The 24,143-nt window shown below is 64.6% G+C and carries 22 protein-coding genes and 2 tRNA genes; 10 read left to right on the top strand and 14 right to left on the bottom strand.

Features of this window, described 5'->3' with window-relative positions:
• Positions 1–39 precede the first annotated feature (39 nt).
• The 3 genes from JOD97_RS20210 to JOD97_RS20200 all read right to left on the bottom strand — a co-directional run bounded on the left by JOD97_RS20210 (position 40) and on the right by JOD97_RS20200 (position 4,601).
• Positions 40–1,845, bottom strand: a complete 1,806-nt coding sequence (locus JOD97_RS20210; protein ID WP_209722219.1) for a DUF885 family protein — start codon at positions 1,843–1,845, stop codon at positions 40–42.
• A gap of 133 nt (positions 1,846–1,978) precedes the next feature.
• Entirely contained in the window at positions 1,979–2,620 is a 642-nt protein-coding gene (locus JOD97_RS20205; RefSeq protein ID WP_209722216.1) for an HAD hydrolase-like protein, read from the bottom strand.
• Between the two features lie 118 nt (positions 2,621–2,738).
• On the bottom strand, positions 2,739–4,601 hold the full coding sequence (locus JOD97_RS20200; RefSeq protein ID WP_209722213.1) for a phosphoenolpyruvate carboxykinase (GTP): 1,863 nt from the start codon (positions 4,599–4,601) through the stop codon (positions 2,739–2,741).
• Positions 4,602–4,925: 324 nt separating this feature from the next.
• On the opposite strand from JOD97_RS20200, the gene JOD97_RS20195 reads away from it, so the two are divergent.
• A complete protein-coding gene (locus JOD97_RS20195; RefSeq protein ID WP_209722211.1) occupies positions 4,926–5,924 on the top strand; it encodes a D-2-hydroxyacid dehydrogenase family protein in 999 nt (332 codons plus the stop codon).
• Here JOD97_RS20195 and JOD97_RS20190 read toward each other — a convergent pair.
• Entirely contained in the window at positions 5,921–6,688 is a 768-nt protein-coding gene (locus JOD97_RS20190) for an L-asparaginase (RefSeq protein WP_209722208.1), read from the bottom strand. The two genes, JOD97_RS20195 and JOD97_RS20190, sit on opposite strands and share 4 nt — an antisense overlap.
• Before the next feature lie 141 nt (positions 6,689–6,829).
• Here JOD97_RS20190 and JOD97_RS20185 point away from each other — a divergent pair, with 141 nt between their 5' ends.
• Complete coding sequence (locus JOD97_RS20185; RefSeq protein WP_209722205.1) at positions 6,830–7,315, top strand: asparaginase domain-containing protein; 486 nt, start codon at positions 6,830–6,832, stop codon at positions 7,313–7,315.
• A gap of 63 nt (positions 7,316–7,378) precedes the next feature.
• On the opposite strand, the gene JOD97_RS20180 is transcribed toward JOD97_RS20185, so the two are convergent.
• The 5 genes from JOD97_RS20180 to JOD97_RS20160 form a co-directional block, all read right to left on the bottom strand.
• Entirely contained in the window at positions 7,379–8,275 is an 897-nt protein-coding gene (locus JOD97_RS20180; protein ID WP_209722202.1) for a recombination-associated protein RdgC, read from the bottom strand.
• Positions 8,276–8,362: 87 nt separating this feature from the next.
• Positions 8,363–9,520, bottom strand: coding sequence for a DNA polymerase IV (gene dinB / locus JOD97_RS20175; protein WP_209722199.1), 1,158 nt, complete (start codon positions 9,518–9,520; stop codon positions 8,363–8,365).
• 252 nt (positions 9,521–9,772) lie between these two features.
• On the bottom strand, positions 9,773–10,624 hold the full coding sequence (locus tag JOD97_RS20170; RefSeq protein WP_209722187.1) for a helix-turn-helix domain-containing protein: 852 nt from the start codon (positions 10,622–10,624) through the stop codon (positions 9,773–9,775).
• A gap of 31 nt (positions 10,625–10,655) precedes the next feature.
• A complete protein-coding gene (locus JOD97_RS20165) occupies positions 10,656–11,027 on the bottom strand; it encodes a nuclear transport factor 2 family protein (RefSeq protein WP_229264577.1) in 372 nt (123 codons plus the stop codon).
• 84 nt (positions 11,028–11,111) lie between these two features.
• The gene (locus JOD97_RS20160; protein ID WP_209722181.1) at positions 11,112–12,386 is read right to left on the bottom strand and encodes an MFS transporter; all 1,275 of its coding nucleotides are present in this window, start codon (positions 12,384–12,386) and stop codon (positions 11,112–11,114) included.
• Between the two features lie 172 nt (positions 12,387–12,558).
• On the opposite strand from JOD97_RS20160, the gene JOD97_RS20155 reads away from it, so the two are divergent.
• The 8 genes from JOD97_RS20155 to JOD97_RS20120 all read left to right on the top strand — a co-directional run bounded on the left by JOD97_RS20155 (position 12,559) and on the right by JOD97_RS20120 (position 20,228).
• Positions 12,559–12,634: transfer RNA gene (locus JOD97_RS20155), tRNA-Val, on the top strand.
• A 22-nt stretch (positions 12,635–12,656) separates the two neighbouring features.
• Positions 12,657–12,733: transfer RNA gene (locus JOD97_RS20150), tRNA-Asp, on the top strand.
• Positions 12,734–12,809: 76 nt separating this feature from the next.
• On the top strand, positions 12,810–13,913 hold the full coding sequence (locus JOD97_RS20145; protein WP_229264576.1) for a hypothetical protein: 1,104 nt from the start codon (positions 12,810–12,812) through the stop codon (positions 13,911–13,913).
• Positions 13,904–14,533, top strand: a complete 630-nt coding sequence (locus tag JOD97_RS20140; RefSeq protein WP_209722178.1) for an ATP-binding cassette domain-containing protein — start codon at positions 13,904–13,906, stop codon at positions 14,531–14,533. The genes JOD97_RS20145 and JOD97_RS20140 overlap by 10 nt, the downstream gene beginning before the upstream one ends.
• A 131-nt stretch (positions 14,534–14,664) precedes the next feature.
• Positions 14,665–15,144 (top strand): Crp/Fnr family transcriptional regulator, encoded by a 480-nt coding sequence (locus JOD97_RS20135; RefSeq protein ID WP_209722175.1) that lies wholly within the window; start codon positions 14,665–14,667, stop codon positions 15,142–15,144.
• Positions 15,141–16,268 (top strand): AI-2E family transporter, encoded by a 1,128-nt coding sequence (locus JOD97_RS20130; protein ID WP_209722172.1) that lies wholly within the window; start codon positions 15,141–15,143, stop codon positions 16,266–16,268. The genes JOD97_RS20135 and JOD97_RS20130 overlap by 4 nt, the downstream gene beginning before the upstream one ends.
• Positions 16,269–16,567: 299 nt before the next feature.
• Positions 16,568–18,769 (top strand): ferric-rhodotorulic acid/ferric-coprogen receptor FhuE, encoded by a 2,202-nt coding sequence (gene fhuE, locus JOD97_RS20125; protein ID WP_209722169.1) that lies wholly within the window; start codon positions 16,568–16,570, stop codon positions 18,767–18,769.
• Between the two features lie 127 nt (positions 18,770–18,896).
• Positions 18,897–20,228, top strand: coding sequence for a PepSY domain-containing protein (locus tag JOD97_RS20120; RefSeq protein WP_209722166.1), 1,332 nt, complete (start codon positions 18,897–18,899; stop codon positions 20,226–20,228).
• A gap of 104 nt (positions 20,229–20,332) precedes the next feature.
• On the opposite strand, the gene ahpF is transcribed toward JOD97_RS20120, so the two are convergent.
• The 5 genes from ahpF to JOD97_RS20095 form a co-directional block, all read right to left on the bottom strand.
• Positions 20,333–21,928: an alkyl hydroperoxide reductase subunit F gene (gene ahpF, locus JOD97_RS20115; RefSeq protein WP_209722163.1), complete on the bottom strand. Its 1,596-nt coding sequence runs from the start codon at positions 21,926–21,928 to the stop codon at positions 20,333–20,335.
• A 108-nt stretch (positions 21,929–22,036) separates the two neighbouring features.
• On the bottom strand, positions 22,037–22,600 hold the full coding sequence (gene ahpC / locus JOD97_RS20110; RefSeq protein ID WP_209722160.1) for an alkyl hydroperoxide reductase subunit C: 564 nt from the start codon (positions 22,598–22,600) through the stop codon (positions 22,037–22,039).
• Between the two features lie 298 nt (positions 22,601–22,898).
• Positions 22,899–23,210: a hypothetical protein gene (locus tag JOD97_RS20105; RefSeq protein ID WP_209722157.1), complete on the bottom strand. Its 312-nt coding sequence runs from the start codon at positions 23,208–23,210 to the stop codon at positions 22,899–22,901.
• Positions 23,211–23,223: 13 nt separating this feature from the next.
• Positions 23,224–23,523, bottom strand: a complete 300-nt coding sequence (locus JOD97_RS20100; RefSeq protein WP_209722154.1) for a hypothetical protein — start codon at positions 23,521–23,523, stop codon at positions 23,224–23,226.
• A gap of 126 nt (positions 23,524–23,649) precedes the next feature.
• Complete coding sequence (locus JOD97_RS20095; RefSeq protein WP_209722152.1) at positions 23,650–24,129, bottom strand: hypothetical protein; 480 nt, start codon at positions 24,127–24,129, stop codon at positions 23,650–23,652.
• Between the last annotated feature and the right edge of the window lie 14 nt (positions 24,130–24,143).

The raw sequence follows: 24,143 nt of genomic DNA, 5'->3' as shown, positions 1-24,143 counted from the left end.
AAGGCGGGTCGTTCGACCCGCCTTTTTTTACGCCTGCGATTACTGGATGGCTGTCACGCGGGTCTGCTTCAACTTCTCCTCGCCGACCCAATCCTTGATGTGCTTTTCCAGCACATCCATCGGCAGCGCGCCGGCGCCCAGCACGTGGTCGTGGAACTTGCGGATGTCGAAGCCGGTGCCCAGCTCCTTGCGCGCGTAGTCGCGCAGCTCGAGGATCTTCAGCTGGCCGATCTTGTAGCCCAGCGCCTGGCCCGGCCAGACGATGTAGCGGTCGGTCTCGCTCTGCACATCGACCTCCTCGATGCCGGAATGGTCGTGGAAGAAGTCCACCACCTGCTGGCGGTTCCATTTTTTGTAGTGCAGGCCGGTGTCGACCACCAGGCGGATCGCCCGCAGCATCTCGTCCTGCAGATGGCCGTAGTAGCTATAGGGGTCCTTGAAGAAGCCCAGCTCCTCGCCCAAACGCTCCGAGTACAGCGCCCAGCCTTCGGTGTAGGCGGTGTAGTTGCCCTGCTGGCGGAACATCGGCAAGCCGTCGATCTCCTGCGCGATCGACAGCTGCATGTGGTGGCCCGGCACGCCCTCGTGCAGCGCGGTCGTTTCGATGCTGATGGTGGAGCGGTCCTTGAATTCGCCGGTGTTGACCATCACGCGGCCGGGACGCTTGCCGTCCGGCGAACCTGGCATGTAGGCGGCGGCGGAGGCGCCCTTCTCGCGGAACTCCTCGACCTTGATGATCTCCACTTTGGCCTTCGGCAGCACGCCGAACTGCTGCGGCAACTGGGTGTACATCTGGTCCGTGTATTTCTGATACAGGTCGATGATCTCCTGGCGCGATTTCGGATGCGTGACCGGGTTGGAGGCCAGCGCCTTGTTGAAGCTCTTCAGATCCTTGAAGCCGAGCTTTTGCGCCGTCTCCAGCATCTGCCCCTCGATGCGGGCGACCTCGGACAGGCCGAGTTGGTGGATCTCTTCCGGCGACATGTCGGTCGTGGTCGAATTTTTGGCCTTGAAGGCGTAGCGCTGCGCGCCCTCCGGCAGCGACCACATGCCCACTTCCTTGCGCCCGTGCGGCAGATATTGGGTCTTGGTGTAGACGGCCAGCTTCTTATACGCCGGATTGACGTGGGTGCGCACCGCCGCCAGCACTTCCTTGCTCAGGCGCGCCTTGTCGGCGGCCGAGAACTCCTTCGGGAATTTTTTCAGCGGCTCGGCGAACGGCGACTTGGCCGGCGCCATCGCCGCCACGTCCTCGCACTGCTTGACGATCTTCGGGATCAGGAATTGCGGCGGCATCAGCTGGTCGTTGACGCCCTTTTCCATCTGCGCGCGCGTCTCGTCGAACAGCTTGGGCAACGACCGCAGGCGCTTGATGTAATCCTCGTAGTCCTTGACGGTGTCGAACGGCAGCGCCGAAACGATCATCGGCGCGTCGATGTGGATGCCGGAGTTCTGCGCCAGCGGCATCTCCCAATCCTTGAAGCGGGCGCCGTCGACGTTCTGGCGCAGCTGGCGCACCATCAGTTCGCGGTTCAACTGCTCCTGCAGCGGGAAGCCGTTGGTGTCGACCGCCTCGAAGCGCTTGAGGAACTCGCCGTTGGTCTTGATATCGGCGTCGATGTTCGCCTGCGAAAAATCGGACCACTGGTCGTTATAGCGCTTGTCGCCCAGCAGCGACGCCCACTCGGGGCTGTTGCGCATCGTGTACTCCCACTGCTCCTCGATCAGGCTATTGAGCGCGGCGCGGCGGCCTTCGAGATCGGCCGTGTCAGCGCGGGCCGGACCAAGCAGCAGGGAAAACAGCAGCGCGCTGGCGACGCCGATGCGGGTGGTGGTCAGATTCATGTGGGACGATCCATAAAAAGTGTCGAGCATGCACTGTATGCGAACGGGCGCGGTGAACACCGCCGATTGAGACGGATTGTTGAAACTTGGGCATGAAACGCATTTTTGCGCGACAGCCGGAGCAGCGCGCACGTCATCGCTGGCGCAGCCGCGGCGCCTCGCCGGCCAGCTCGGCAACCTGGCGGAACACGTGACGGGGATGGCGGGCGATCAGCGCGTCGACATGGTTGAAGCCCCAGGCCACGGCGCCGAAGTCGACGCCGGCGTCGGCGGCCGCCTTGGCGTCGCGGATTTCGTCGCCGATCAACATCGCGTGTTGCGGCGCGATGCCGGTGGCGGCCAGCACCTTGCGCACCTTGGCCGCTTTGCCGAACAGCGAGGCGCCGCATTCGACGTGGGTGAACAGCGCGAGCAGCTCCGGCCCGAGGACGGCGCGCACATTGCCCGGCGAATTGGAGGTGACGACGGCCAGCACCACGCCCTGCGCGTGCAGGTCGCGCAGCGCCTGGTCGATGCCGGCGAACAGTTTGATGTTGGCGATGTCGTCGGCCATGCTGACGCGCATGAAGCGCGCGATCGCGGGCACTTTCCACAACGGGATCTCGTGATGCGCCATGATCTGGCGGGCATCCAATCCACGCAAAGCGCCCTGGCGCTCGCGGTCGAGGCGCTTAAAGCCGTGTTTGTCGGCGGCCCGGTCGAACACGCGCACGAAGCTGGGAAAGGTGTCGGCCAGCGTGCCGTCGAAATCGAAGATGATGAGCCTGCTGGACATAGGAAACACGTAGGGCGGATTAGCGTAGCGTAATCCGCCATGCACGAGCCGTCAACAGCTCATGCATGGCCGATTACGGCGTTCCGCCTAATCCGCCCTACGTGGTACAACTATTACGTTACGCTAAACGCTGCTCGAGCGCTGCTTTCACGGCCGTCAGTTCCTTCGGCAGGTGGTAGGCCAGCTTGGTGAACAGCTCTTCGTGCAGCTTGAGCTCTTCGCGCCAGGCGTCCTTGTCGATCGACGTGATCGTTTCGAACTCCTCCGGCGAGAACGGGATGCCGTCCCACTTCAGGTCGCCAAAGCGCGGGGTCGTACCGAAGATGTTTTCGATGCCGCCGGCGCTGCCTTCGATGCGTTCCAGCATCCACTTCAGCACGCGCATGTTGTCGCCGAAGCCGGGCCAGACGAAGTGGCCCTGGTCGTCCGTGCGGAACCAGTTGACGCAGTAGATCTTCGGCAAGGTGGCAGCGTTGACCTTGCCCAGCTTTTCGCCCAGGTTGAGCCAGTGCTGGAAGTAGTCGCTCATATTGTAGCCCATGAACGGCAGCATCGCGAACGGGTCGCGGCGCACCACGCCCATCTGGCCGGCGGCGGCGGCGGTCGTTTCCGAACCCATCGTCGCGGCCATGTAGACGCCTTCGACCCAGTTGCGCGCCTCGGTGACCAGCGGCACGGTGGTCGAGCGGCGGCCGCCGAAGATGAAGGCCGAGATCGGCACGCCGGCCGGATCGTCCCAGGCCGCGTCGATCACCGGGTTCTGCGTGGCGGCGACGGTGAAGCGCGCGTTCGGGTGGGCGGCCTTGGTGCCGGACGCCGGCGTCCAGTCCTTGCCCTGCCAGTCGATCAGGTGCGACGGCGCTTCCTTGGTCAGGCCTTCCCACCAGACGTCGCCGTCGTCGGTCAGCGCGACGTTGGTGAAGATGGTGTTCTCGCGCATCGAGGCCATGCAGTTGAAGTTGGTCTTTTCGTTGGTGCCCGGGGCCACGCCGAAGTAGCCCGCTTCCGGGTTGATCGCGTACAGGCGGCCGTCGGCGCCCGGCTTGATCCAGGCGATGTCGTCGCCGATGGTGGTCACTTTCCAGCCGTCGAAGCTGGTCGGCGGGATCAGCATGGCGAAGTTGGTCTTGCCGCAGGCCGAAGGGAAGGCCGCCGCGACATAGTGCTTCTTACCTTCAGGCGATTCGACGCCGAGGATCAGCATGTGCTCGGCCAGCCAGCCCATGCCGTCCTTGGCCGCGTCTTGGTGGCCCATGTTGGAGGCGATGCGCAGCGCGAAGCATTTCTTGCCCAGCAGCGCGTTGCCGCCGTAGCCCGAACCGTAGGACCAGATTTCGCGGGTCTCAGGATAGTGGACGATGTACTTGGTCGGGTTGCACGGCCAGGCGACGTCTTTTTGGCCGGCCTTGAGCGGCGCGCCGACGGTGTGCACGCACGGCACGAATTCGCCGTCGGTGCCCAGCACGTCATAAACGGCCTTGCCCATGCGCGTCATGATGCGCATGTTGACGGCGACGTAAGGCGAGTCGGACAGTTCGACGCCGATGTGGGCGATCGGCGAACCCAGCGGGCCCATCGAGAACGGCACGACGTACATCGTGCGGCCGACCATGCAGCCGTCGAACAGCGGATTCAACGTCGCGCGCATGTCGGCGGGCGCCATCCAGTTGTTGGTCGGGCCGGCTTCTTCCTTGGTGTTGGAGCAGATGTAGGTGCGGTCTTCGACACGGGCGACGTCGGTCGGGTCCGAGCAGGCGAGGTAGGAATTCGGACGCTTTTCCTGGTTCAGCTTTTTCATGGTGCCGGCGGCAACCATCTCGGCGCACAGGCGGTCGTACTCTTCCTGCGAGCCGTCGCACCAGTAGATGCGGTCCGGTTTGGTCAACGCGGCGATCTCGGCCACCCAATTGATCAGTTTTTGTTGTTTGATGTAAGCTGGGACGTTCAGTGTAGCAACGCCACCCATGACGGGCTGATTCATAGTACCTCCAATACAATTAAGAATTCTTGGCCATACGCTGGTCTCTACGCGGCAGGATCGTCGTCAGCTTGTGGCTTGCGCTCGGAAGCCCATTCGAAATGGGTCGGCGGGTCACGGCGGTCTTGTCGAAAGCGCCCGGTATCTGCACAGGCGCGCAACTCGTTGTGGTGGGGAGTTGTTCAATTTTTGAGCGATTGTACACCCGTCAATACGCGATTCAATCAAAAATGTAGGAGAATTGGTTGACTAAAGTAGTAAGCTATTCCGGTTCTTTCTGACACTGTTATTTCCCTACGAATTTCATTATAAAATCGGCTAACTCCCATGAAAATCGCTATTCTCGACGATTACCAGAACGCAACCGCCAATCTCGCCTGCTTCGATTTATTACGTGGACACGAGGTTAAAGTGTTCAACAACACAACAAAAGGGCTGGGTCAGCTGGCCATCCGGCTGGCGCCGTTCGACGCGCTGGTGCTGATCCGCGAGCGCACCGCGCTGAGCCGCGCGCTACTGGCCAAGCTGCCGAATCTCAAGCTCATTTCGCAGACCGGCAAGCTGGCCGGCCACGTCGACGTCGCCGCCGCGAGCGAGCTGGGCATCGCGATCGCCGAGGGCGTCGGCTCGCCGACCGCGCCGGCCGAGCTGACGTGGGCGCTGATCATGGCCGCCGCGCGCAAGATCGTGCCGTACGCGGCCAATTTGAAGGACGGGCTGTGGCAGACGGCGTCGGTCAACCCGCAATTGAACGGCCTGGGCGTGGTGCTCAAGGGCCGCACCTTGGCGATTTGGGGATACGGCAAGATTGGACAGTTGGTCGCCGGTTATGGGCGCGCGTTCGGCATGCGGGTGCTGGTGTGGGGCAGCCAGGCCAGCCGCGACAAGGCGGTGGCTGACGGCCACGCGGCGGCGGCGTCGCGCGAGGCGTTTTTCGAGCAGGCCGACGTGTTGAGCTTGCATTTGAGGCTGCATCCGGATACGCGCGGCATCGTGACGGCGGCCGATCTGGAGCGCATGAAGCCGACGGCGTTGTTGGTCAACACCAGCCGCGCCGAGCTGGTGGAGCCGGGGGCGCTGGAGCAGGCGCTGGGCAAGGGACGGCCGGGGTGCGCGGCGGTGGATGTGTTCGAATCGGAGCCGCTGGGGGCCGATGCGCCGCTGTTGCGCATTCCGACGGTGCTGGCGACGCCGCACCTGGGGTATGTGGAACAGGACAGTTACGAGCTGTATTTCCGGCACGCGTTCCAGAATGTGGTGGATTTCGCCAACGGGACTTGCGACAAGATTAACAACCCGGAGTACAAGGCCAACGCGCGCGGCTAATCCGTCTGCTCCGGCACTTCTGGCAATCCGGTCAGGTTGATGCGCGGCGTCGGCATCACGTGCACCTTGTTCCACAGGCCGGCCCAGCCGGGCGGCCAGCCGATCTCCGGTCCGGCGTACGGCGGCAAAGTCGCCCGCACCGGGATCACCGGCACCGATGGCATGTCCGTCAGCGGCCCGCCGTCGGGACGCTGCATGTCCAGGCTGTACATATACCCTGGCAACAACGCCTCGCACACGCTGTCGAACCACGCGGTGTGGTCGTCGTCGCGCCCCAGCGCCTGCGCCAGCCCCTGCGGATCGAACCTGGCCAGCGCGTGGATCAGTTCCTCGGTGCTGGCGCCGGGCATGTCGCCCCAGCCCATCACCGGATTGACGTTGTAGTCGGCCCCCGAGCCGTACCAGCCCTCGCGCCACGAGCGCTGCATCCAGTCGCGCTGGCCGGTGAACAAATGCCAGCGCCAGTGCAAGCCGGACGGCTTGGGCCAGGAATAAAGATAGAGCCTTTGATAACCAGCCTTGTGCAACGCCCGCACCACCGCCATCAGCCGCGCGTGGGGCATGCGGTCGGGCGGCGCGCGGCGGAACAGGATCGCCTCGCCGTCGGCGAACTGCACCTCGTCGGTCGACAGGTTCAGGTCGAGCGTGCGCGACTCGCTGCCGAAGCGGGCGGAAATCCAGCCGGTCAGCAAATTGACCGACGTGATGACGCCGTAGCCGCGATGGCGGTGAAAGATGACGGTTCCGGGAGCAAGGGCTTTCATGGTGTGCGGGCGGGCAAAAGAAACCAATATAGTCATAGTATGCCCAACTTTCCAGCCCGCCGCGCCCTCTTTTTTGCACGCCCGGGCAGCGCGGGGTTTGGGTTATGATGCAGGTCATTTTCCCTAGCTTGAGCTTTTATCATGACCCTGCGCATCCTCGCCACCGGCGGCACCTTCGACAAACATTACAACGAATTGAACGGCACCCTGGGCTTCGCCGACAGCCACGTGCCGGCGCTGCTGGCGCGCTGCCGCCTGACGGTCGACGTGGCGCTCGAGACCTTGCCGCTGATGGATTCGCTCGACATGGTCGACGCCGACCGCGAGCGCATCCTGGCCTCGTGCCGCGCCGCGCCGGAAAAGGCGATCGTCATCATCCACGGCACCGACACGATGCCGCAAACGGCCATGGTGCTGGGGCCAGCCGAACTGGACCGCGCGATCGTGCTGACCGGCGCCATGATCCCCTACGAGATCGCCGATTCGGACGCGCTGTTCAACCTCGGCTTCGCCTGCGGCGTGGCGCAAACCCTGCCGCCCGGCGTGTACGTGGCCATGAACGGCAAGATTTTCGCGTGGGATAACGTGCAAAAAAATAAAGCGGCCGGCGTGTTCCAGCCGCTGTAAATCGCGGACGAAAAAAATGCCGCGACCTCCTGCGAGGCCGCGGCATTTTTTTAGCCGAAAACCTTAGGCCTTCGCTTCGCCGCCCAGTGCCTCGACGACGTCGGCCATGAGCTTGTTCAGCTCGCCCGTCATCAGCATGAAATCGCCGTCGAAACGCTCGTCGTCGTTCTTGGTGCTCGACTCCTTTTCGGCGATCACGTCCAGCGGCTTGATGCCCTTGATCGCCAGCGATTCGGTGAGCACGAAGGAAATCTTGCTGTCCCACGTCATCGCCAGGCGCGTGCACTGCTTGCCGGCGGCGATGTGGCGGCGCACCTCGTCCGCCTCCAGCGTGTGGCGCACATAGCGCACGGCGGCCTTGCTTTCGCCGGTGGCGCGCAGCTCGGTGTCCATGTCGACCGTGAAACCGGCCGGCGCGTCGTCGGCCTGCAGCCATTCGGTCATCACGCCCACCGGCGAGCGCTGCACGCGCAGGCTTTCCAGCGGCAGCTTGTCGACCGCCTTGAGCAGCAGCTTGATTACTTCGTCGGCCTTGGCCGGGCTGGCCGCGTCGACCACCAGCCAACCATTGACCGGGTCGATCCAGGTCCAGACGTTGCTGCGGATCGAGAAGGCGCGCGGCAGCAGTTCGTCAGCGACGCGCTCTTTCAATTCCTTCATGGCTTTCTTGCCGGGGGCGAAACCTTGTGCTTCTTCCATCTCGGCCGCGCGGGCCTTGGCGACCTGGTTGATGACGGTCGATGGCAGCAGCTTTTTCTCGGTGCCCAGCAGAATCAGCATCTGCTTGTTCACCACGTGCACCAGACCGCCGTTCGGGCGTGGCGTGTCCCACCCCTGGCGCAGCAACTCGTTGCTGCTGGCTGGTACGAAGGAGTGGGGAGCGAGGGCGGCTTCCAATTGTTCAGGGGTATAGGCCCAAGGGGCCGGCAGACGGTAAATCTGAAGATTCTTGAACCACATGAGATATTTGCCTTGTTTCAGTATTGCCAGGGGAGCGTCATTTTACACGCTGACGGCGGCCCCCGGCCGATTGTGGTGGGATTGAAACTATGCGAACAGGTCGCCCTGCACGCCGCGCCGGGCGTGCACCGCCCCTTCCGGCGGCGGCGGCTCGAGCGTGCTGGCGCGCACGCCCAGCAGCCGCAGGCGCCGCTCCAGCGGCACCCGCTTGAGGCATTCGCGCGCCGCCTGCAGGATCGCGGCCGGGTCGGCCACCGGATGCGGCAGGGTGACGTTGCGGCTGACGATCTGGAAATCGTCGAAACGCAGCTTGATGCTGATGGTGCGGCTGACATAGCCCTTGCGCTTGAGGTCGTCCGCCAGCCGCTCGCACAGCGCCGTCAGGATGCCGGACAGGGCGCCACGGTCCTGGCGCGCGTGCAGGTCGCGCTCGAAGGTGGTTTCGCGGCTGATCGACTTGCTCTCCGAGCTGGTGGAGATTTCGCGGTGGTCGATGCCGCGCGCGGCGGCCGCCAGCCAGCCGGCGTAGTGGGTGCCGAAGTGGTCCTGCAACAGGCCGGCGTCGGCCTCGGCCAGTTGGCCGATGGTCTCGATGCCCAGCGCCGCCAGTTTCTCGGTGGCCTTGGGGCCGATGCCGTTGATCTTGCGTACGCCCAGCGGCCAGATGCGCGCCGGAATGTCGTCGAAGCCGAGGATGGTCAGGCCGTCGGGTTTTTCCAGGTCCGAGCAGATCTTCGACAGCAGCTTGTTGGGCGTGATGCCGATCGAGCACGACAGGCCGGTGGCGTCGCGCACGGCCTGCTTGATGCGCTGCGCCAGCGCGCGCGTCTCGCCCTCGACGCGGGTCAGGTCGATATAGATCTCGTCGATGCCGCGGTCCTCGAAATCGGGCGCGATCGACGCCACGGCGGCCTTGAACAGCCGCGAAAAATGGCGGTAGGCGTCGAAGTTGACCGGCAACAGGATGGCGTCGGGCGCCAGCTTGGCCGCCTTCATCATGCCCATGGCCGAGCCCACGCCCAGCGCGCGCGCCTCGTAGGTGGCGGTGGTGATGACGCCGCGCCCGACATAGTCGCGCAGGCGGGCGTAGCGGTGCGTGCCGTCCTCCTGCAACACCGGCTGGGCGTCGCGGCCGCCGCCGATGACCACCGGCAAGCCGCGCAGGTCCGGGTAGCGCAGCAGCTCCACGGAGGCGTAGAACGCATCCATGTCGAGGTGGGCGATGCGCCGTAAATCGTCAGTCATGTGCAAATGTCGCTAAGTTAAACCTTCTTTTGCCATACATGCATGCGCGATCGACGGCTCACCGATGGCGGATTACGGCGTACCGCCTAATCCGCCCTACGTGCCTCCACGGCCAAGGGGTGCCGATGGCCACCGGAAACACGTAGGGCGGATTAGCGCAGCGTAATCCGCCGTGCATGCGCCGTCCGGCGGCCCATCGGTGGCCAGCGACGGCAAATTACTGTGAATTCATACAGTATCCACGGAAATTGCTCAGCCCGCAAGTCCATAGCGCGCCCGGAACCACTCGGCGCTGGCCGCGTCGGCCGGGAAAAACGATTCCACCCGCAACTCGTGCACCGTCACATCGTGCGGCGTGCCCAAGGTGGCGATGGTGGTGAACAAATTGAGCTCGACGCCGTCCTTGCGTATCGTCACCGGCAAAAACGGCAGCGCGCGGCGGTCGAGGTTGGGCGCGGCGCCCTTGCCCGCGACGTCGGCGATGCCCGGCAGCGCCAGCAACTCGTTCAACAGCGCCGTGGCCTCGCTGCCGGGGCCGTCGCTCATCGCCTCGCGCTGTATCCAGTGCAGCAGGTCGGCGGCGACCTCGCGCCAGTTATGCAAGTGCCGGCGCACGCCGGCCGGATCGAGCATCAGCTTGAGCACGTTGAGCGAGCCGTCGGTGGGCACGGCCGCATCCGCCGGCAGGCCCAGCAGCCAACGCATCAAGCCGGCCGCCGGGACGTTGGCCATCGCCAGGTTCCACAGCCGGTCCACCACCAGCGCCGGATATGGCGCCTGCTGCGCCAGCATGAAATCGAGCGCCTGGCGCACCGCGTCCAGCTCCGGATCGGACAGCTTGCGCTCCTGGTAGGCGGGCGCGAAGCCGGCCGCCAGCAGCATGACGTTTCGTTGTCGCAAAGGGATCTCCAGCACCATGCCCAGCTTGAGGATCAACTCCTTGCTCGGCTGCGAACGCCCGCTTTCGAGAAAGCTGATGTGGCGTTGGGAGATCTCGCCCTCGGTCGACAGGCGCAACTGGCTGTAGCCGCGCTTGCCGCGCCAGTAACGCAGCGCCGCCGCGAAATCGCTGAAATACTGGTCCGGCGCGGCGGCTGTGTTCATGGCGTCTCCATCGATGGGTGATATATGCGCTTCAGGCCGGCACCGCGTTGAGGAAGCCCGTCACGCTGGCCAGACGGCCGTCGTCGGCCACGCGGGCCACGTCGGTGCCGTGCGCCACCGGGGCGGCGCCGGGCAGGCCCAGGGTCCACGAAAAGCGTACCACGTCGTTGTGGCCGTCGGGCGCGCCGTCCAGTTCGAAACGGTAGCCGGGGAACTGGCCCTGGGCGCCGGCGATCATGGCGTCGATGCCGTCGTGGCCGGCGCCGCGCATCATCGGATCGACATAGCTGGCGTCGACGCTGAAGGCGCGCGCCACCAGCGCGCGGCGGGCGGCGGCGTCGCGCTCGTTCCAGACGGCCAGGTATTGGGTGGCGATGTGTGCGGGGGTGGTGGTATGGGTCATGACGATCTCCTTAGTTGGTTGTGTCGAATCGACAGAACCCATTCTCCGGAGATCGGCATGGCGCGGCGATTACCTCCCAGGTAATCAACTCCGGCGCACGGCCGCCACCACCAGCACCGCGCCGGCCACCAGGCTGGCCGCCAGCAGATAGATGCCGTTGGCCGTGCTGTGGGTGGCGTCCTTGATGGCGCCGACCAGGTACGGACTGACAAAGCCGGCCAGGTTGCCAACCGAATTGATCAGCGCGATGCCGGCCGCCGCCGCCGCGCCGCCCAGCATGGCCGTCGGCAGGCTCCAGAAGATCGGGAAGGTGCTCAGGATACCGGCCGTCGCCACGCTCAGCGCCGCCATCGCGATGACGGTGTTGTCGCTGTAGACGGTGGCGACGATCAGGCCGAGCGCGCCGGCCAGCGCGGCGGCGGCCGCGTGCCAGCGCCGCTCGCCGCTGCGGTCCGAGTGGCGCGCCGCCAGCACCATCACCACCGCCGCGACCACATACGGGATCGCCGTCAGCAGGCCGATCGTCAGGACGTCGTCGACGCCGCTGTTCTTGACCAGCTGCGGCAGCCAGAAACTGACGCCGTACAAACCCATCACGAACAGGAAGTAGACCAGCGCCAGCAACCACACCTTGCCGTTGCTGAACACCTGCGCCAGCGGCATGTGCCGTTGCTGTTTGCCATCCTCGGCGATGGCTTGCTCCAGCTGTCGCTTGTCGTCCTCGCCGAGCCACCTGGCCGAGCGGATGCCGTCGTCCAGGTAGAACAGCGTCCACACGCCGATCAGCATCGACGGCACGCCCTCCAGCAGGAACAGCCATTGCCATCCGCTCAGGCCGTGTTGGCCCGCGAAGGTTTTCATGATCCAGCCCGACAGCGGCCCGCCGACCACGCCGGCCACCGCCACGCCGCTCATGAACAGCGCCACCATGCGCGCGCGCCGGTGCGCCGGATACCAGTACGTCAGGTACAGGATGATGCCGGGGAAGAAGCCCGCCTCGGCCGCGCCGAGCAAAAACCGCAGCACGTAGAAACTGGCGACGCTGTTGGTGAACATCATCGCCGACGAGATCACGCCCCAACTGATCATGATGCGGGCGATCCAGATGCGCGCGCCGGTGCGCGTCATCAGCAGGTTGGACGGCACCTCGAACAGGAAGTAGCCGACGAAGAAGATGCCGGCGCCGATGCCGTACACGGTGTCGCTGAAGCGCAGGTCGGCCAGCATCTGCAACTTGGCGAAGCCCACGTTGACGCGGTCCAGGTAGGCGGCCACGTAGCACAGGAACAGGAAAGGCATCAGCCGCCAGCTGACGCGGCGGTACAGGCGGTCGAGGGGATCGTTGCTGGCGGGGCGCATGGCGTCTCTTTGATTGTTAGTCGCGCGGCCATCTTGCCACCGCCGAAACCGGCTTGCGAGCAATTTCTCTAAATTATTTACAAAAGCCCTTGCGGAACCGATAAACCAGCTTGTAGAATACGGCCTCGTTCAGCAGTTGTCGCAGTTAAAAACAACGACTGATAAGTTTTCTGGGTGCTTAGCTCAGTTGGTAGAGCGGCGCCCTTACAAGGCGTAGGTCGGGAGTTCGACCCTCTCAGCACCCACCAGAGAAAACGATAAAACGAATTAGGAGTGGTAGTTCAGTTGGTTAGAATACCGGCCTGTCACGCCGGGGGTCGCGGGTTCGAGTCCCGTCCACTCCGCCAACATTCCTTAAGGGCCCGATCTTGATCGGGCCCTTATTCATTTCCGCTTCAGAAATATTGAGTATGATGGCGCGCGATGCATAACCATCTCCATCCCTATCTGCGCTTTCGCGCCCGCATGGCGCGGCACGCGCTGCTGCGCATCATCCCCAGCCTGTCCAGCTCACTGGAAATCATTTTGCTCGGCTTCGCCCCGGTGGTGGTCGGGCTGCTGGCCTGCATCGCGCTGCCGGGATTGTTCGCCGCCACGCTGCCGTGGCCGCAAGCGCTGGGCCTGGCCGCCGCGCAGGTGCTGGTGGCCACCATCCCGGTCTGGCTGCTGCGCAAGCATCTGCATCCGGCCGAGGTGACGCTGTGGAGCCGGCCGCTGCCGATCGGTCCAAGGCTGCGATGGGGCGCCGACGCCATGGTGGCCGGTTTCATCGTTGGCCCGGTGGCCGCGGCGTTCGCGGTTTCCACGGCGATCTGGTTTTATCAATGGCCCGACTGGTTGCGACCGGTCGCGCGCCAGGCGCTGGCGCTGACGGTGCTGACGCTGCTGCTGGCGTGGCTGCTGTCGACCTTGATCCTCGCGCACCGCGCGCGCATGCCCGCCGCGCGCAAGCCCGGCCGCGCCCGTCCCGCGCCCACCAGCTATGCGCCCGGCGCACCGCGCGCGTTGAAGGCGCTGTATCTTTGGCGTCAGCTGTTCTGGCTGCCGTTCTGGCGCGCCGACGATGTCGTCGGCATCCAGCAGACCTTGCTGTTGCTGGGCGCAGCCCTCAGCGTCGGCGTCTGGATGTGGCATCCGCCGCTGGTGCCGCCGGCCGTGTGGGGCGCCTGCGCGGCGCTGATGCTGATGCTGCTGACCGACCGTGGCGACAAGGCCGTGGCCGAGCAGATCGCGCGGCTGCGCCCGGTCGCCCTGGCCTGGCCGTTCGCGGCCGAGCGCCTGTTCCGCGCGGCCATGCTGCTGTCGCTGGTGCCGGGCGCTGGCGTGCTGGCCTGGTTCGCCGCGCTGACCTTGGGCCGCGCCGCCGGCGGCTACAGCGGCACCGTCGCCATCGTCTGGCTGGGCGCCGCCGCCATCGCGCAGATCGCCGTCGTCGCGCTGCGCGGCCTGAGCGCGCGCGGCCGCGTGGCGCTGGTGATCGGCGCCATCCTTGTCCTGACCGCCATTGGAAGCGAACTATGGAACTGAACCCCGTGCTGCAGATCGACCGCCTGACGTTTGAATACGCCAGCCATCCGCTGTTGCGCCAGTTTTCGCTGCGACTGGGCGCCGGCATCACCTGGCTGCGCGGCGAGAACGGCGCCGGCAAGACCACGCTGCTGAAGCTGGCCGGCGGCGCGCTGACACCGCACGGCGGCACCCTCCGGCTGGACGAACTCGAGATCCACGCGCAGCCGCTGGCCTACCGGCTGCGATGCCACTACTGCGGCGGCGACACGCCGCCACTGCCATGGCTGACCGTGCGCGAGATCCTCGACCTGCACCTGGCGCTGTACCCGGCCACCGACGCCGCCCTGCTCGACGCCGAGCTGCGCGCCTTCCACCTGTTGCCGACCTTGGACCAGCCGGTGACGACCTTGTCGCTGGGCCAGCACAAGAAGATGCAGCTGTCGCTGGCGCTGGCGCTGCCGGTGCGCCTGCTGCTGATCGACGAGCCGTTCAATGGTCTCGACGTCGACGCCGTCGCCTACCTGCGCCAGCAACTGTCGGCGCCGGCGCGGCTGGCGCGCCAGTGCATCGTGCTGACCAGCCATCTGGACCCGATGCTGCCGCTGGCGCACACCGTTGTGTTGTCGCCGCCGCTATGAATGTGTTTAATTTACAAAAATTTCCACAGCGGAAGGAATAATCGGGGTAAAACCGGCGACAATATCAGTTCGCCCGCGGCGCGTCGCCCACAACGATGCGCGCCCCCACCCCACTTTGGAGTTTTTGCCCGATGTTCGGCTTTTTCAGGTCCCCCACGTTGTCGCCGCGCTTGTTGCGTTTGAAGGATTCGGCGCTATTCGCCACGCTGACGCCGCTCGAGCTGAAGATCGTCGACGGCCTGATGCACGAGCGCCGCTACCTGGCCGACGAGATCATCTTCGACGAGGGCGAGGAAGGCCAGGCGCTGTATCTGGTGATGTCGGGCCGGGTGCTGGTCAGCCGCGAGGTCGGCGCCGGCCGCGAGGTGGTGGCCGAACTGTCGGCCGGCTCCTTCTTCGGCGACATGGCGCTGCTGGACAGCTCGCCGCGCAACGCCCAGACCCGCGCGCTGGAGAACTGCGAAGTGGCGGTGTTCTTCCGCGCCGACTTCATGGGGCTGATGGAAACGGACGCCGTCATCGGCTACAAGATCGCGCTGGCCCTGGCGCGCCACATCGGCCTGCGGCTGCGCGAGTGGATGGCCGGCGTGCCGCACGTCGAGGCCTTATGACGTTCATCCCCACCCAACAGCGGGCCGGGCCGGTCGTCTGGTGCGGCATCATCGCCGCCACCTGCGCGCTGCTGTTCCTGTTGCAGCAGATGCTGTTCCTGGCGATCCCCTTCCTGTTCGGCATCGTGCTGTACTACATCCTGCAACCGCCGATGCAGCGCCTGGTCCGTCTGGGCGTGAGCGTCAACGCCGCCATCATGACGGTCGGCGGCGTGTTCCTGCTGTTGCTGCTGGCCGCCATCTTCATCGCCGTGCTGTGGGATTCCGGCCCGTCCGACCCGTGGCAGGACATGCTGGGCAAATACATCACCGGCGGGCTCGAGTTCGTGCGCCAGACGATGCTGTCGCTCGAGCGCGAATTCCCCATCCTCAAACAGGTCAAGCTGGCGCGCACCGTCAACAGCCGGGTCAACTCGTTCACCGGCACCTTCGTGCAAAAGCACCTGACCGAGATCCTGGTATCGGTGGCGGCATGGCTACCGTCGCTGCTGCTGGCGCCGTTCCTGACCTTCTTCTTCCTGCGCGACGGCCTGCGCTTCAAGAAGTTCCTGGCGCGCGCGGTACCGAATGCCTTCTTTGAAAAGACGCTGTGCCTGTTGCACGAGGTCGACCAGACCGCGCACCGCTACTTCCAGGGCCTGGTCAGGCTGACCTTGATCGACACGGCGGTGCTGGCGCTGGGGCTGTGGACGATCGGCGTGTCGTCGCCGCTGGTGCTGGGGCTGATCGCGGCGGTGCTGGCGTGGGTGCCGTACGTCGGCTCCATCCTCGGCTGCGTGATGGTGGTGATGGTGGCCTCGACCGACGCGCCGGGCAATCCGTCGGTGGCCTATCTGGCGATCGGCGTGTTTATTTTGGTACGCCTGCTGGACGACTTCGTCTTCATGCCGCTGACGTTGGGGCGCAGCCTGCACATCCACCCGCTGATCACGGTGCTGATGATCTTCATCGGCGGCTATGTGGCCGGCGTGGCCGGGCTGATGCTGGTGCTGCCGCTGCTGGGCGTGGTCATGGTGGTCGGCGAGACGCTGGGGCGCTTGATTACCGACCCGCGGCTGCGCGCGCGGCACCGCAACGCCATCCATTTACGCACCAAGCAGGCCAGCGTCGATCTGGTGACGTAATGGCTTAACGGCGGGGTTGAAGTCTAACATTCAACGGCGGGGGTCAAGTCTAACATTCAGACACGATCCCAGCAGTAGGCTCGGCAAACTCCCCCATTTCGCGACTTCCCGGCACTTTGCTGATCAGGACGTGTATGAATGTTAGACTTGACCCCCACCCCCGCCCCGCCTGCCGCCGCCCTCCCCGCCGATTTCCATTGACTTTTGAATGAGAATCGTTATCATTCGTTTTTCAAATTTGAAATACCAGTAATCACAATCCCCAACCTCCCCACGTTTTCGGCTTACGACAGGAATCAATGAATACGCACCCACGCGCCCCTCAGCGGCTCAAACTCAATCAACTCGCCCTCTGCGTGGGAGTGGCGCTACCCCTGCTCGCCCAGGCGCAGATCGCGGACCAGAACGCCGCCGTCCTGCCGCAGGTCGAGGTCACCGCCGACAAGATGGGCGACACCACCGAAGGCACCGGCTCCTACACCACCGGCCGCGCCAAGACCGCTTTGCCACTGAGCATGTCCCTGCGCGACACGCCGCAGTCGGTTTCGGTGGTCACCCAGCAGCGCATCGAGGACCAGGGCCTGGTGTCGATCACCGATGTCATCAACAACGTCACCGGCGTCTCGGTCAACCAGTACGAAACCAACCGCGCCGGCTTCACCGCGCGCGGCTTCGACATCACCAACCTGCAAATCGACGGCATCCCGACCACCTGGGAGCAGCCGTGGAGCTCCGGCGAAGTGGCCGGCAGCCTGGCGATCTACGACCGCGTCGAAGTGGTGCGCGGCGCGACCGGCCTGATGACCGGCGCCGGCAACCCGTCGGCCGCCATCAACCTGGTGCGCAAGCGCGCCAGCAGCAAGGAGCTGACCGGCTCGGCCGAGATCGGCATCGGCCGCTACAACGAGCGCCGCGCGCTGGTCGACGTGTCGACCCCGCTGACCCAGGCCGGCAACGTGCGCGCGCGCGTGGTCGGCGAGTACCAGGAGGCGGACAGCTGGATCGATTACGCCAGCGACAAGAAAAAGACCATCTACGGCACCGTCGAGGCGGACCTGACGCCGAAGACCTTGTTGTCGGCCGGCTTCAGCCGCCAGGAGACCGACGCGAAGGGCCCGATGTGGGGCGGCTTGCCCTACTGGTACACCGACGGCTCGCACACCAACTGGGCCGTTTCGAAGACCTCGGCCGCCGAATGGGCCGGCTGGCCGACCTCGTACAACAACGGCTTCGTCAACCTGGAGCACAGCTTCGACAACGGCTGGAAGGTGCGCGCCACCTACAGCCACGGCGACCGCAAGAGCGACTCCCACCTGCTGTACCTGTCGGGCGTGCCCGAGCGCGTGACCGGCCTGGGCATGTTCGCGTTCTCCGGCTCCTACGTCACCCACACCAAGCAGGACGACGCCGGCCTGCATGCCAGCGGTCCGTTCGAGCTGGGCGGCCGCAAGCACGAGGCGGCCTTCGGCTACATGTATTCGAAGCAGAAGTTCAACGCCAACAGCCGCGCCGCCGATTTCGGCGGACAGTCGTCGGACGTGGGCGATTTCAACAACTGGAACGCGGCCGCCTACCCGACCCCGGCCTGGGGCCCGCAAACCTTCTACGAGGGCGGCGTCACCAAGCAGGAGGGCCTGTACGGCGTGGCGCGCTTCTCGCTGGCCGAGCCGCTCAAGCTGATCCTGGGCGCGCGCCTGACCAACTACCAGAAGGACGTCACCCTCAGCTACGCCGCGCCGTACACGATGAAGTACGACAAGGAAGTGACGCCGTACGCCGGCTTGGTCTACGACCTCAACGACACCTACTCGGCCTACGCCAGCTACACCGACATCTTCCAGCCGCAAAGCCAGAAGGACTTCGCCGGCGGCACGCTCGATCCGGTGGTCGGCAAGAGCTACGAGGCCGGCGTCAAGGGCGAGCATTTCGGCGGCCGCCTGAACACCTCGCTGGCCGTGTTCCGCATCAAGCAGGACAATCTGGCGCAGGAAGCCGGCCTGGTCATCCGACCGGGGCAGAGCGCGCCGGAGGCGTACTACGTTGGCGCCGAGGGCGCCACCAGCACCGGCTTCGAGCTGGAGGCGTCGGGCGAACTGGCGCGCGGCTGGAACGCCACCGTCGGCTACACGCAGTTCAAGGCGGAGGACGCCGCCGGCGCCGACATCAACAGCATCTATCCGCGCAAATTGTTCCGCGTCTACACCACCTACAAGGTGCCGGGCCAGCTGAGCGGCCTGACGGTCGGCGGCGGCGTCAACTGGGAAGGCCGCACCTACACGGTCGATCCGAGCGCGCCGGCCGGCACCAACGGGCTGATCGAACAGGATGCGTTCAGCCTGGTCAACCTGATGGCGCGCTACGACATCACCAAGCAACTGTCGGTGCAAGTGAACGTCAACAACGCGCTCGACAAGAAACACTTCGGCATGTTCGCCGCGTACGGCGCCATCACCTACGCCGCGCCGCGCACGGCGTCGGTGACGCTGAAGTACCGCTTCTGACCGATCGGCACGGAGCAACCCGCACGGCCAGGCGGGGTCGGACCCGGCGGGTCCGACCCCAAGAGGTAACGCGAGCGTATCGCTAACAGCATGTGGGGTTCGCCCCTAATTTTTTTGGAGCTCAGAAATGCGCGCCTTCTGGACTTTGGTTCACCGCTACGCCGGCCTGCTCACCGCCGGCTTTTTGTTTATCAGCGGCGTCACCGGCGCCATCATTTCGTGGGATCACGAGCTCGACGACGTGCTCAACCCGCACCTGATGGAGGCCCGCACGCCGGGCCCGGCGCAACCGTCGCTGGCCCTGGCGCGGCAGGTCGAGGCGCGCTACCCGCAGGTGCGCGTGTCGTATATCCCGTTGCACGCCGAAGCGGGCGCATCGCTCGCACTGGGCATCAGCGCGCGGGTCGACCCCGCCACCGAGAAACTGGCCGAGCCGGGCTTCAACCAGGTCTTTGTCGATCCCGTCAGCGGCGCCGAGCTGGGCAAGCGCGAGTGGGGTACCGTCTGGCCGATCACCAAGGAAACCTTCGTCTCCTTCCTGTACCGCCTGCATTACACGCTGCACATTCCCGAAATGTGGGGCATCGACCGCTGGGGCATCTGGCTGATGGGCGGCATCGCCATCGTCTGGATGTTCGACAGCTTCGTCGGCTTCTACCTGACGTTGCCGGTGCGGCGGCGTAGCGCCGGCGGCGCCGCGCGCGCGGTGGCCAGCGACGACATCGCCGGCGACAAACCGGCGCCGGCCGGCAAATCGTGGTGGCAGCGCTGGCAACCGGCGTGGCAGGTGCGCTGGCGCGGCGGCAGCAACAAGCTCAACTTCGACCTGCACCGCGCGTTCAGCCTGTGGACCTGGGCTCTGCTGTTCATCCTCGCCTTCACCGCGTTCTCGCTCAATTTATACAACGAAGTGTTCGCGCCAGTGATGAAAACGTTCTCCCAGGTGACGCCGACGCCGTTCGACACCCGGCCGATGGCCGACAGGCACCACCCGATCGAACCGCGCCTGGGTTACGCCGAGGTGATCGAGCGCGCCGGCAACGAGGCGCTGAAGCGCAACTGGGCGGAGCCGCCCGGCGCCGTGTTCTATTCGCAAGAGTTCGGCGTCTACGGCGTCAGCTTCTTCACACCCGGCAACGACCACGGCACCGGTGGCGTCGGCACCGCCGCGCTGTATTACGACGGCGCCGACGGCCGCCTGCTGGGCGAGCGCCAGCCGTGGAAGGGCACGGCGGCCGACATCTTCCTGCAGGCGCAGTTCCCGCTGCACTCGGGCCGCATCCTCGGCCTGCCGGGGCGGATCCTGATCTCGTTCATGGGCGTGGTCGTCGCCATGCTCAGCGTAACGGGCGTGATCATCTGGTGGCGCAAGCGCGCCTCGCGGGTGACGGTGGCGCAAAAACGCTCCGGCGTCCACCCTGGGGTCAAGTCTAACATCGCTACACGGCCTGGTCTGTAGGGGGGCTGCCAAGACCGAGCTCATGTAGCAATGTTAGACTTGACCCCGTACAAAAAAAAACCGGGAGCGCTCCCGGTTTTTTTTGTGGCCACTACCGCCTTTGCTTAGGCGGTCATCGCGTGCTTGTCCGCCGATTCCTCCACCACTTCCTCGTCATCCGAACGGATCAGGTGATCGAAGGCCGACAACGCCGCCTTCGCGCCCTCGCCGGTGGCGATGATGATCTGCTTGAACGGCACCGTGGTGACGTCGCCGGCGGCGAACACGCCCGGAATCGAGGTCTGGCCGCGGGCGTCCACTTCGATCTCGCCGTGGCGCGACAACGCCAGCGTGCCCTTGAGCCATTCGGTGTTCGGCACCAGGCCGATCTGCACGAACACGCCTTCCAGCTCGACCTTCTTGGCTTCGCCCGACACCCGGTCGTTGTAGCTCAGGCCGTTGACGATCTTGCCGTCGCCGTGGATCTCGGTGGTCGCCGCCGAGGTGATCACGGTGACGTTGGCCAGGCTGCGCAGCTTGCGTTGCAGCACCGCGTCGGCGCGCAGCTCGGCGCCGAACTCGATCAACGTCACGTGCTTGACCAAGCCGGCCAAATCGATCGCCGCCTCGACGCCGGAGTTGCCGCCGCCGATCACCGCCACGCGCTTGCCCTTGAACAGCGGACCGTCGCAGTGCGGGCAGTAGGCGACACCGTGGTTGCGGTATTCCTTCTCGCCCGGCACGTTGATCTCGCGCCAGCGCGCGCCCGTCGCCAGGATCACCGACTTGGCCTTCAAGGTCGCGCCGGTGGCGGTGGTGACCTCGATCAGCCTGCCCGGCACCAGCTTGGCGGCGCGCTGCGTGTTCATGATGTCGACGTCATATTCCTTGACGTGCTGCTCCAGCGCCACGGCGAATTTCGGACCGTCGGTTTCCTTGACCGAGATGAAGTTCTCGATCGCCAGGGTGTCGAGCACCTGGCCGCCGAAACGCTCGGCCAGCACGCCGGTCTTGATGCCTTTGCGGGCGGCGTAGACGGCCGCCGCGGCGCCGGCCGGACCGCCGCCGACGATCAGCACGTCGAACACGTCCTTCTTGCTCAGCTCGGCCGCCTGGCGGGCGCCGGCGTTGGTGTCGAGCTTGGCCAAGATCTCTTCGACGTTGGTGCGGCCCTGGCCGAAATGCTCGCCGTTCAGGAACATCATCGGTACCGCCATGATCTGGCGCGCTTCGACTTCCTTCGGGAACACGCCGCCGTCGATGGTGGTGACCTTGATGCGCGGGTTAATCACCGACATCGCGTTGAGCGCCTGCACCACTTCCGGGCAATTGTGGCAGGTCAGCGAGATGAAGGTTTCGAACGCGTAATCGCCGTCCAGGTTGCGGATCTGCTCGATGACGGCGTCGTCGAACTTGATGGTGTGGCCGCCGACCTGCAGCAGCGCCAGCACCAGCGAGGTGAATTCGTGGCCCATCGGGATGCCGGCGAAACGCACGCCGATATCGGTGCCGGGGCGGTTGATGCTGAACGACGGCTTGCGCTCGGCGTCGCCGCCGCGCTTGACCAGCGTGATCTTGTCGCTCAACAGGACGATCTCCTGGAGCAGTTCCTCCATCTCGCGGGCCTTGGCGCTGTCGTCCAGCGATGCGACGATCTCAATCGGTTGCACCACTTTTTCCAGGTAGGTTTTCAACTGGGCTTTGAGATTTGCATCCAACATGATTTTTCTTCCTTTTTACAAATATTTAGGCGTATGCCGGGCCGGACGCCCGGTCCGGCATCGCGGTAACTACTTGTGTGCTGCGTGTTTCAAGCTCAACCGTGCAACTTAGATCTTGCCGACCAGGTCCAGCGATGGGGTCAGGGTCGCTGCGCCTTCGGTCCATTTAGCCGGGCACACTTCGCCTGGGTGGGAAGCGACGTACAGCGCGGCTTTGACTTTGCGCAGCAGTTCGGACGCGTCGCGGCCGATGCCGTTGTCGTGCACTTCCATCACTTTGATCTGGCCTTCTGGATTGATGACGAAGGTGCCGCGCAGCGCCAGGCCTTCTTCTTCGATCATGACTTCGAAATTGCGCGACAGCGTGCCGGTCGGGTCGCCGATCAGCGGGTAGTTCACTTTCTTGATCGCGTCCGAGGTGTCGTGCCATGCTTTGTGCGCGAAGTGGGTGTCGGTCGACACGCCGTAGACGTCCACGCCCAGCTTGGCGAATTCAGGCTGGTGATCGGCCAGGTCTTCCAGTTCGGTTGGGCACACGAAGGTGAAGTCGGCCGGGTAGAACATCAGAACGGACCACTTGCCCTTCAGGGATTCGTCGCTCACGTCGATGAACTTACCGTTAGCGTATGCGGTTGCCTTGAATGGTTTTACTTGGGTATTGATCAGAGACATTGTGGTTTCCTCGTAGGGGTTGTGAATCATTGAGACGCCAGTGTAAGGCTTTTTAGCCCATATGCAAAATTGATTGTTCCAATAGTTTCAATTTGTTTTAACTATGATGCGGACATATGGGATAGCTATTATCGCCGTTCCGGCGGGCGGCCGTCCGCGCCACACTTTTCGGCACGCCAACACCCTGCGCGGGTGGAATGACAGAAAGACAAGGGAATTTTAGGAGGTGAGGTTCGACGCCGTCAGCGCCATGCAAGAACGCCGGAGGCGCCCCGTGCAGGGCCGGGAGGACGCCGCCTTACATCGCGGCGGTCTGGCTGCGCAATGGGTTCAGCTTTTCAAGGAATGCCACCAACAGAGAGCTGAGGCCGGCAGCGGAGTCGATTTTTCCGTGGTGGTCCAGCAGGTTCTGCCCAGACTGGGCATCGAGAATTTCAGCGTAAAAGTTGCCACTGTCCCAGCACGTGATGCGCCCCATGCGTACCGACGTGTCGAAATCAATTCTGGCAGCGGTATTCCCCGACACACTTCCCGGCGTCAAGTGAGCCTCAACTCCTGCCGGCAAGCCCGGGATCGCCTCCTGCGCCCAATAATAAAAAGTATTCAACATTCGAGTACCTCCATTAAAGCGTCTTGCTAGCCAAGTGCCGAAGATTAATGGCAGCTGGCATTTGGGGAAGCGGCCGACCATTGCGAGCGGCAACCCGACCTTCAAGCGACTGCGGACCTATGATCTTCGCCCAGCCACAGCCGGTGATTGCCAGACACGCTTCCGGCACGTCGAACTCCACGTAAACATCCCCTGCCCGCGCCTGACGTGAAAACGCATATAAGTCCGGGGGAAACAACACGTGGGTCGTGCCGCTGTAGCTTTCCTGCATCGTCCCCGAGTTCAACATCGCGTGGTATTCGAACGTCGACATCCAGCGGCCCACTGCGACGAGATTAATTGTAGTCCCGGTTTGCATTTTTAGGGAGTGCTATCGAAATGCGCTTCGATGAACTTTACCTATCCTCGCAGCCAGGACTATGACATCACGCAGATTTGCTCACGGGGTCCGGCGTTTCTGCCCCTCCAGCCAGGCGGCCGGGAGTTTCGCACGCAAGGGGTCGTCGGCCTGCAGGTCGGGCAACGGCGCCAGGCCGGCCCGGGACAATTCCTGGGTGATGTCGCGTCCCATGAAATAGCCACGCCGGTAGACGGCCGGCGTCAGCGCCCGGCCATCGGCCCTGGCGCCGACATCGGAAAACGACTTGTCCAGGTGCTCCTCGCCCTCGCCGAGCACGCCAAATTGCGGCGTGCTGGCATACCAGCCGATTGGCCGGGCGCGCGCTTCGTCGTTGCGCAGCGTGGTCAGAACGGAGACCTCGCGGCCGTCGAGTTTGACGGCTATCTGTTCAACCCGCGCCTGGCCCGCTTCCAGTCCGAGCGTCAACGGCACCGCGTTTTCATTCTCGTACGCGGCGGCGTTGGCGCCCACGGTCAGCGTGGCCAGCAACGCGGGCAGTGTCAAGATGCGGTGTTTCATCGGGGGCGGTTCTG

It is taken from the genome of Duganella sp. 1411 (assembly GCF_017833525.1).
Classification (GTDB): domain Bacteria; phylum Pseudomonadota; class Gammaproteobacteria; order Burkholderiales; family Burkholderiaceae_D; genus Rugamonas.
Note: the sequence above shows the minus strand (reverse complement) of the source record. Positions and strands in the feature narration are given on the sequence as shown.

Excerpts from the sequence above, each read along its gene's own strand:
- JOD97_RS20210 (WP_209722219.1), bottom strand. The coding sequence starts at position 1,845 with ATGAATCTGACCACCACCCGCATCGGCGTCGCCAGCGCGCTGCTGTTT.
- JOD97_RS20140 (WP_209722178.1), top strand. The coding sequence starts at position 13,904 with ATGGAACTGAACCCCGTGCTGCAGATCGACCGCCTGACGTTTGAATAC.
- JOD97_RS20170 (WP_209722187.1), bottom strand. The coding sequence starts at position 10,624 with ATGAACACAGCCGCCGCGCCGGACCAGTATTTCAGCGATTTCGCGGCG.
- ahpC (WP_209722160.1), bottom strand. The coding sequence starts at position 22,600 with ATGTCTCTGATCAATACCCAAGTAAAACCATTCAAGGCAACCGCATAC.
- JOD97_RS20130 (WP_209722172.1), top strand. The coding sequence starts at position 15,141 with ATGACGTTCATCCCCACCCAACAGCGGGCCGGGCCGGTCGTCTGGTGC.
- ahpF (WP_209722163.1), bottom strand. The coding sequence starts at position 21,928 with ATGTTGGATGCAAATCTCAAAGCCCAGTTGAAAACCTACCTGGAAAAA.
- JOD97_RS20105 (WP_209722157.1), bottom strand. The coding sequence starts at position 23,210 with ATGTTGAATACTTTTTATTATTGGGCGCAGGAGGCGATCCCGGGCTTG.
- JOD97_RS20145 (WP_229264576.1), top strand. The coding sequence starts at position 12,810 with ATGCATAACCATCTCCATCCCTATCTGCGCTTTCGCGCCCGCATGGCG.
- JOD97_RS20180 (WP_209722202.1), bottom strand. The coding sequence starts at position 8,275 with ATGTGGTTCAAGAATCTTCAGATTTACCGTCTGCCGGCCCCTTGGGCC.
- dinB (WP_209722199.1), bottom strand. The coding sequence starts at position 9,520 with ATGACTGACGATTTACGGCGCATCGCCCACCTCGACATGGATGCGTTC.
- JOD97_RS20135 (WP_209722175.1), top strand. The coding sequence starts at position 14,665 with ATGTTCGGCTTTTTCAGGTCCCCCACGTTGTCGCCGCGCTTGTTGCGT.
- JOD97_RS20200 (WP_209722213.1), bottom strand. The coding sequence starts at position 4,601 with ATGAATCAGCCCGTCATGGGTGGCGTTGCTACACTGAACGTCCCAGCT.
- JOD97_RS20160 (WP_209722181.1), bottom strand. The coding sequence starts at position 12,386 with ATGCGCCCCGCCAGCAACGATCCCCTCGACCGCCTGTACCGCCGCGTC.
- JOD97_RS20100 (WP_209722154.1), bottom strand. The coding sequence starts at position 23,523 with ATGTCGACGTTCGAATACCACGCGATGTTGAACTCGGGGACGATGCAG.
- JOD97_RS20095 (WP_209722152.1), bottom strand. The coding sequence starts at position 24,129 with ATGAAACACCGCATCTTGACACTGCCCGCGTTGCTGGCCACGCTGACC.
- JOD97_RS20120 (WP_209722166.1), top strand. The coding sequence starts at position 18,897 with ATGCGCGCCTTCTGGACTTTGGTTCACCGCTACGCCGGCCTGCTCACC.
- JOD97_RS20205 (WP_209722216.1), bottom strand. The coding sequence starts at position 2,620 with ATGTCCAGCAGGCTCATCATCTTCGATTTCGACGGCACGCTGGCCGAC.
- JOD97_RS20195 (WP_209722211.1), top strand. The coding sequence starts at position 4,926 with ATGAAAATCGCTATTCTCGACGATTACCAGAACGCAACCGCCAATCTC.
- JOD97_RS20190 (WP_209722208.1), bottom strand. The coding sequence starts at position 6,688 with ATGAAAGCCCTTGCTCCCGGAACCGTCATCTTTCACCGCCATCGCGGC.
- fhuE (WP_209722169.1), top strand. The coding sequence starts at position 16,568 with ATGAATACGCACCCACGCGCCCCTCAGCGGCTCAAACTCAATCAACTC.
- JOD97_RS20165 (WP_229264577.1), bottom strand. The coding sequence starts at position 11,027 with ATGACCCATACCACCACCCCCGCACACATCGCCACCCAATACCTGGCC.
- JOD97_RS20185 (WP_209722205.1), top strand. The coding sequence starts at position 6,830 with ATGACCCTGCGCATCCTCGCCACCGGCGGCACCTTCGACAAACATTAC.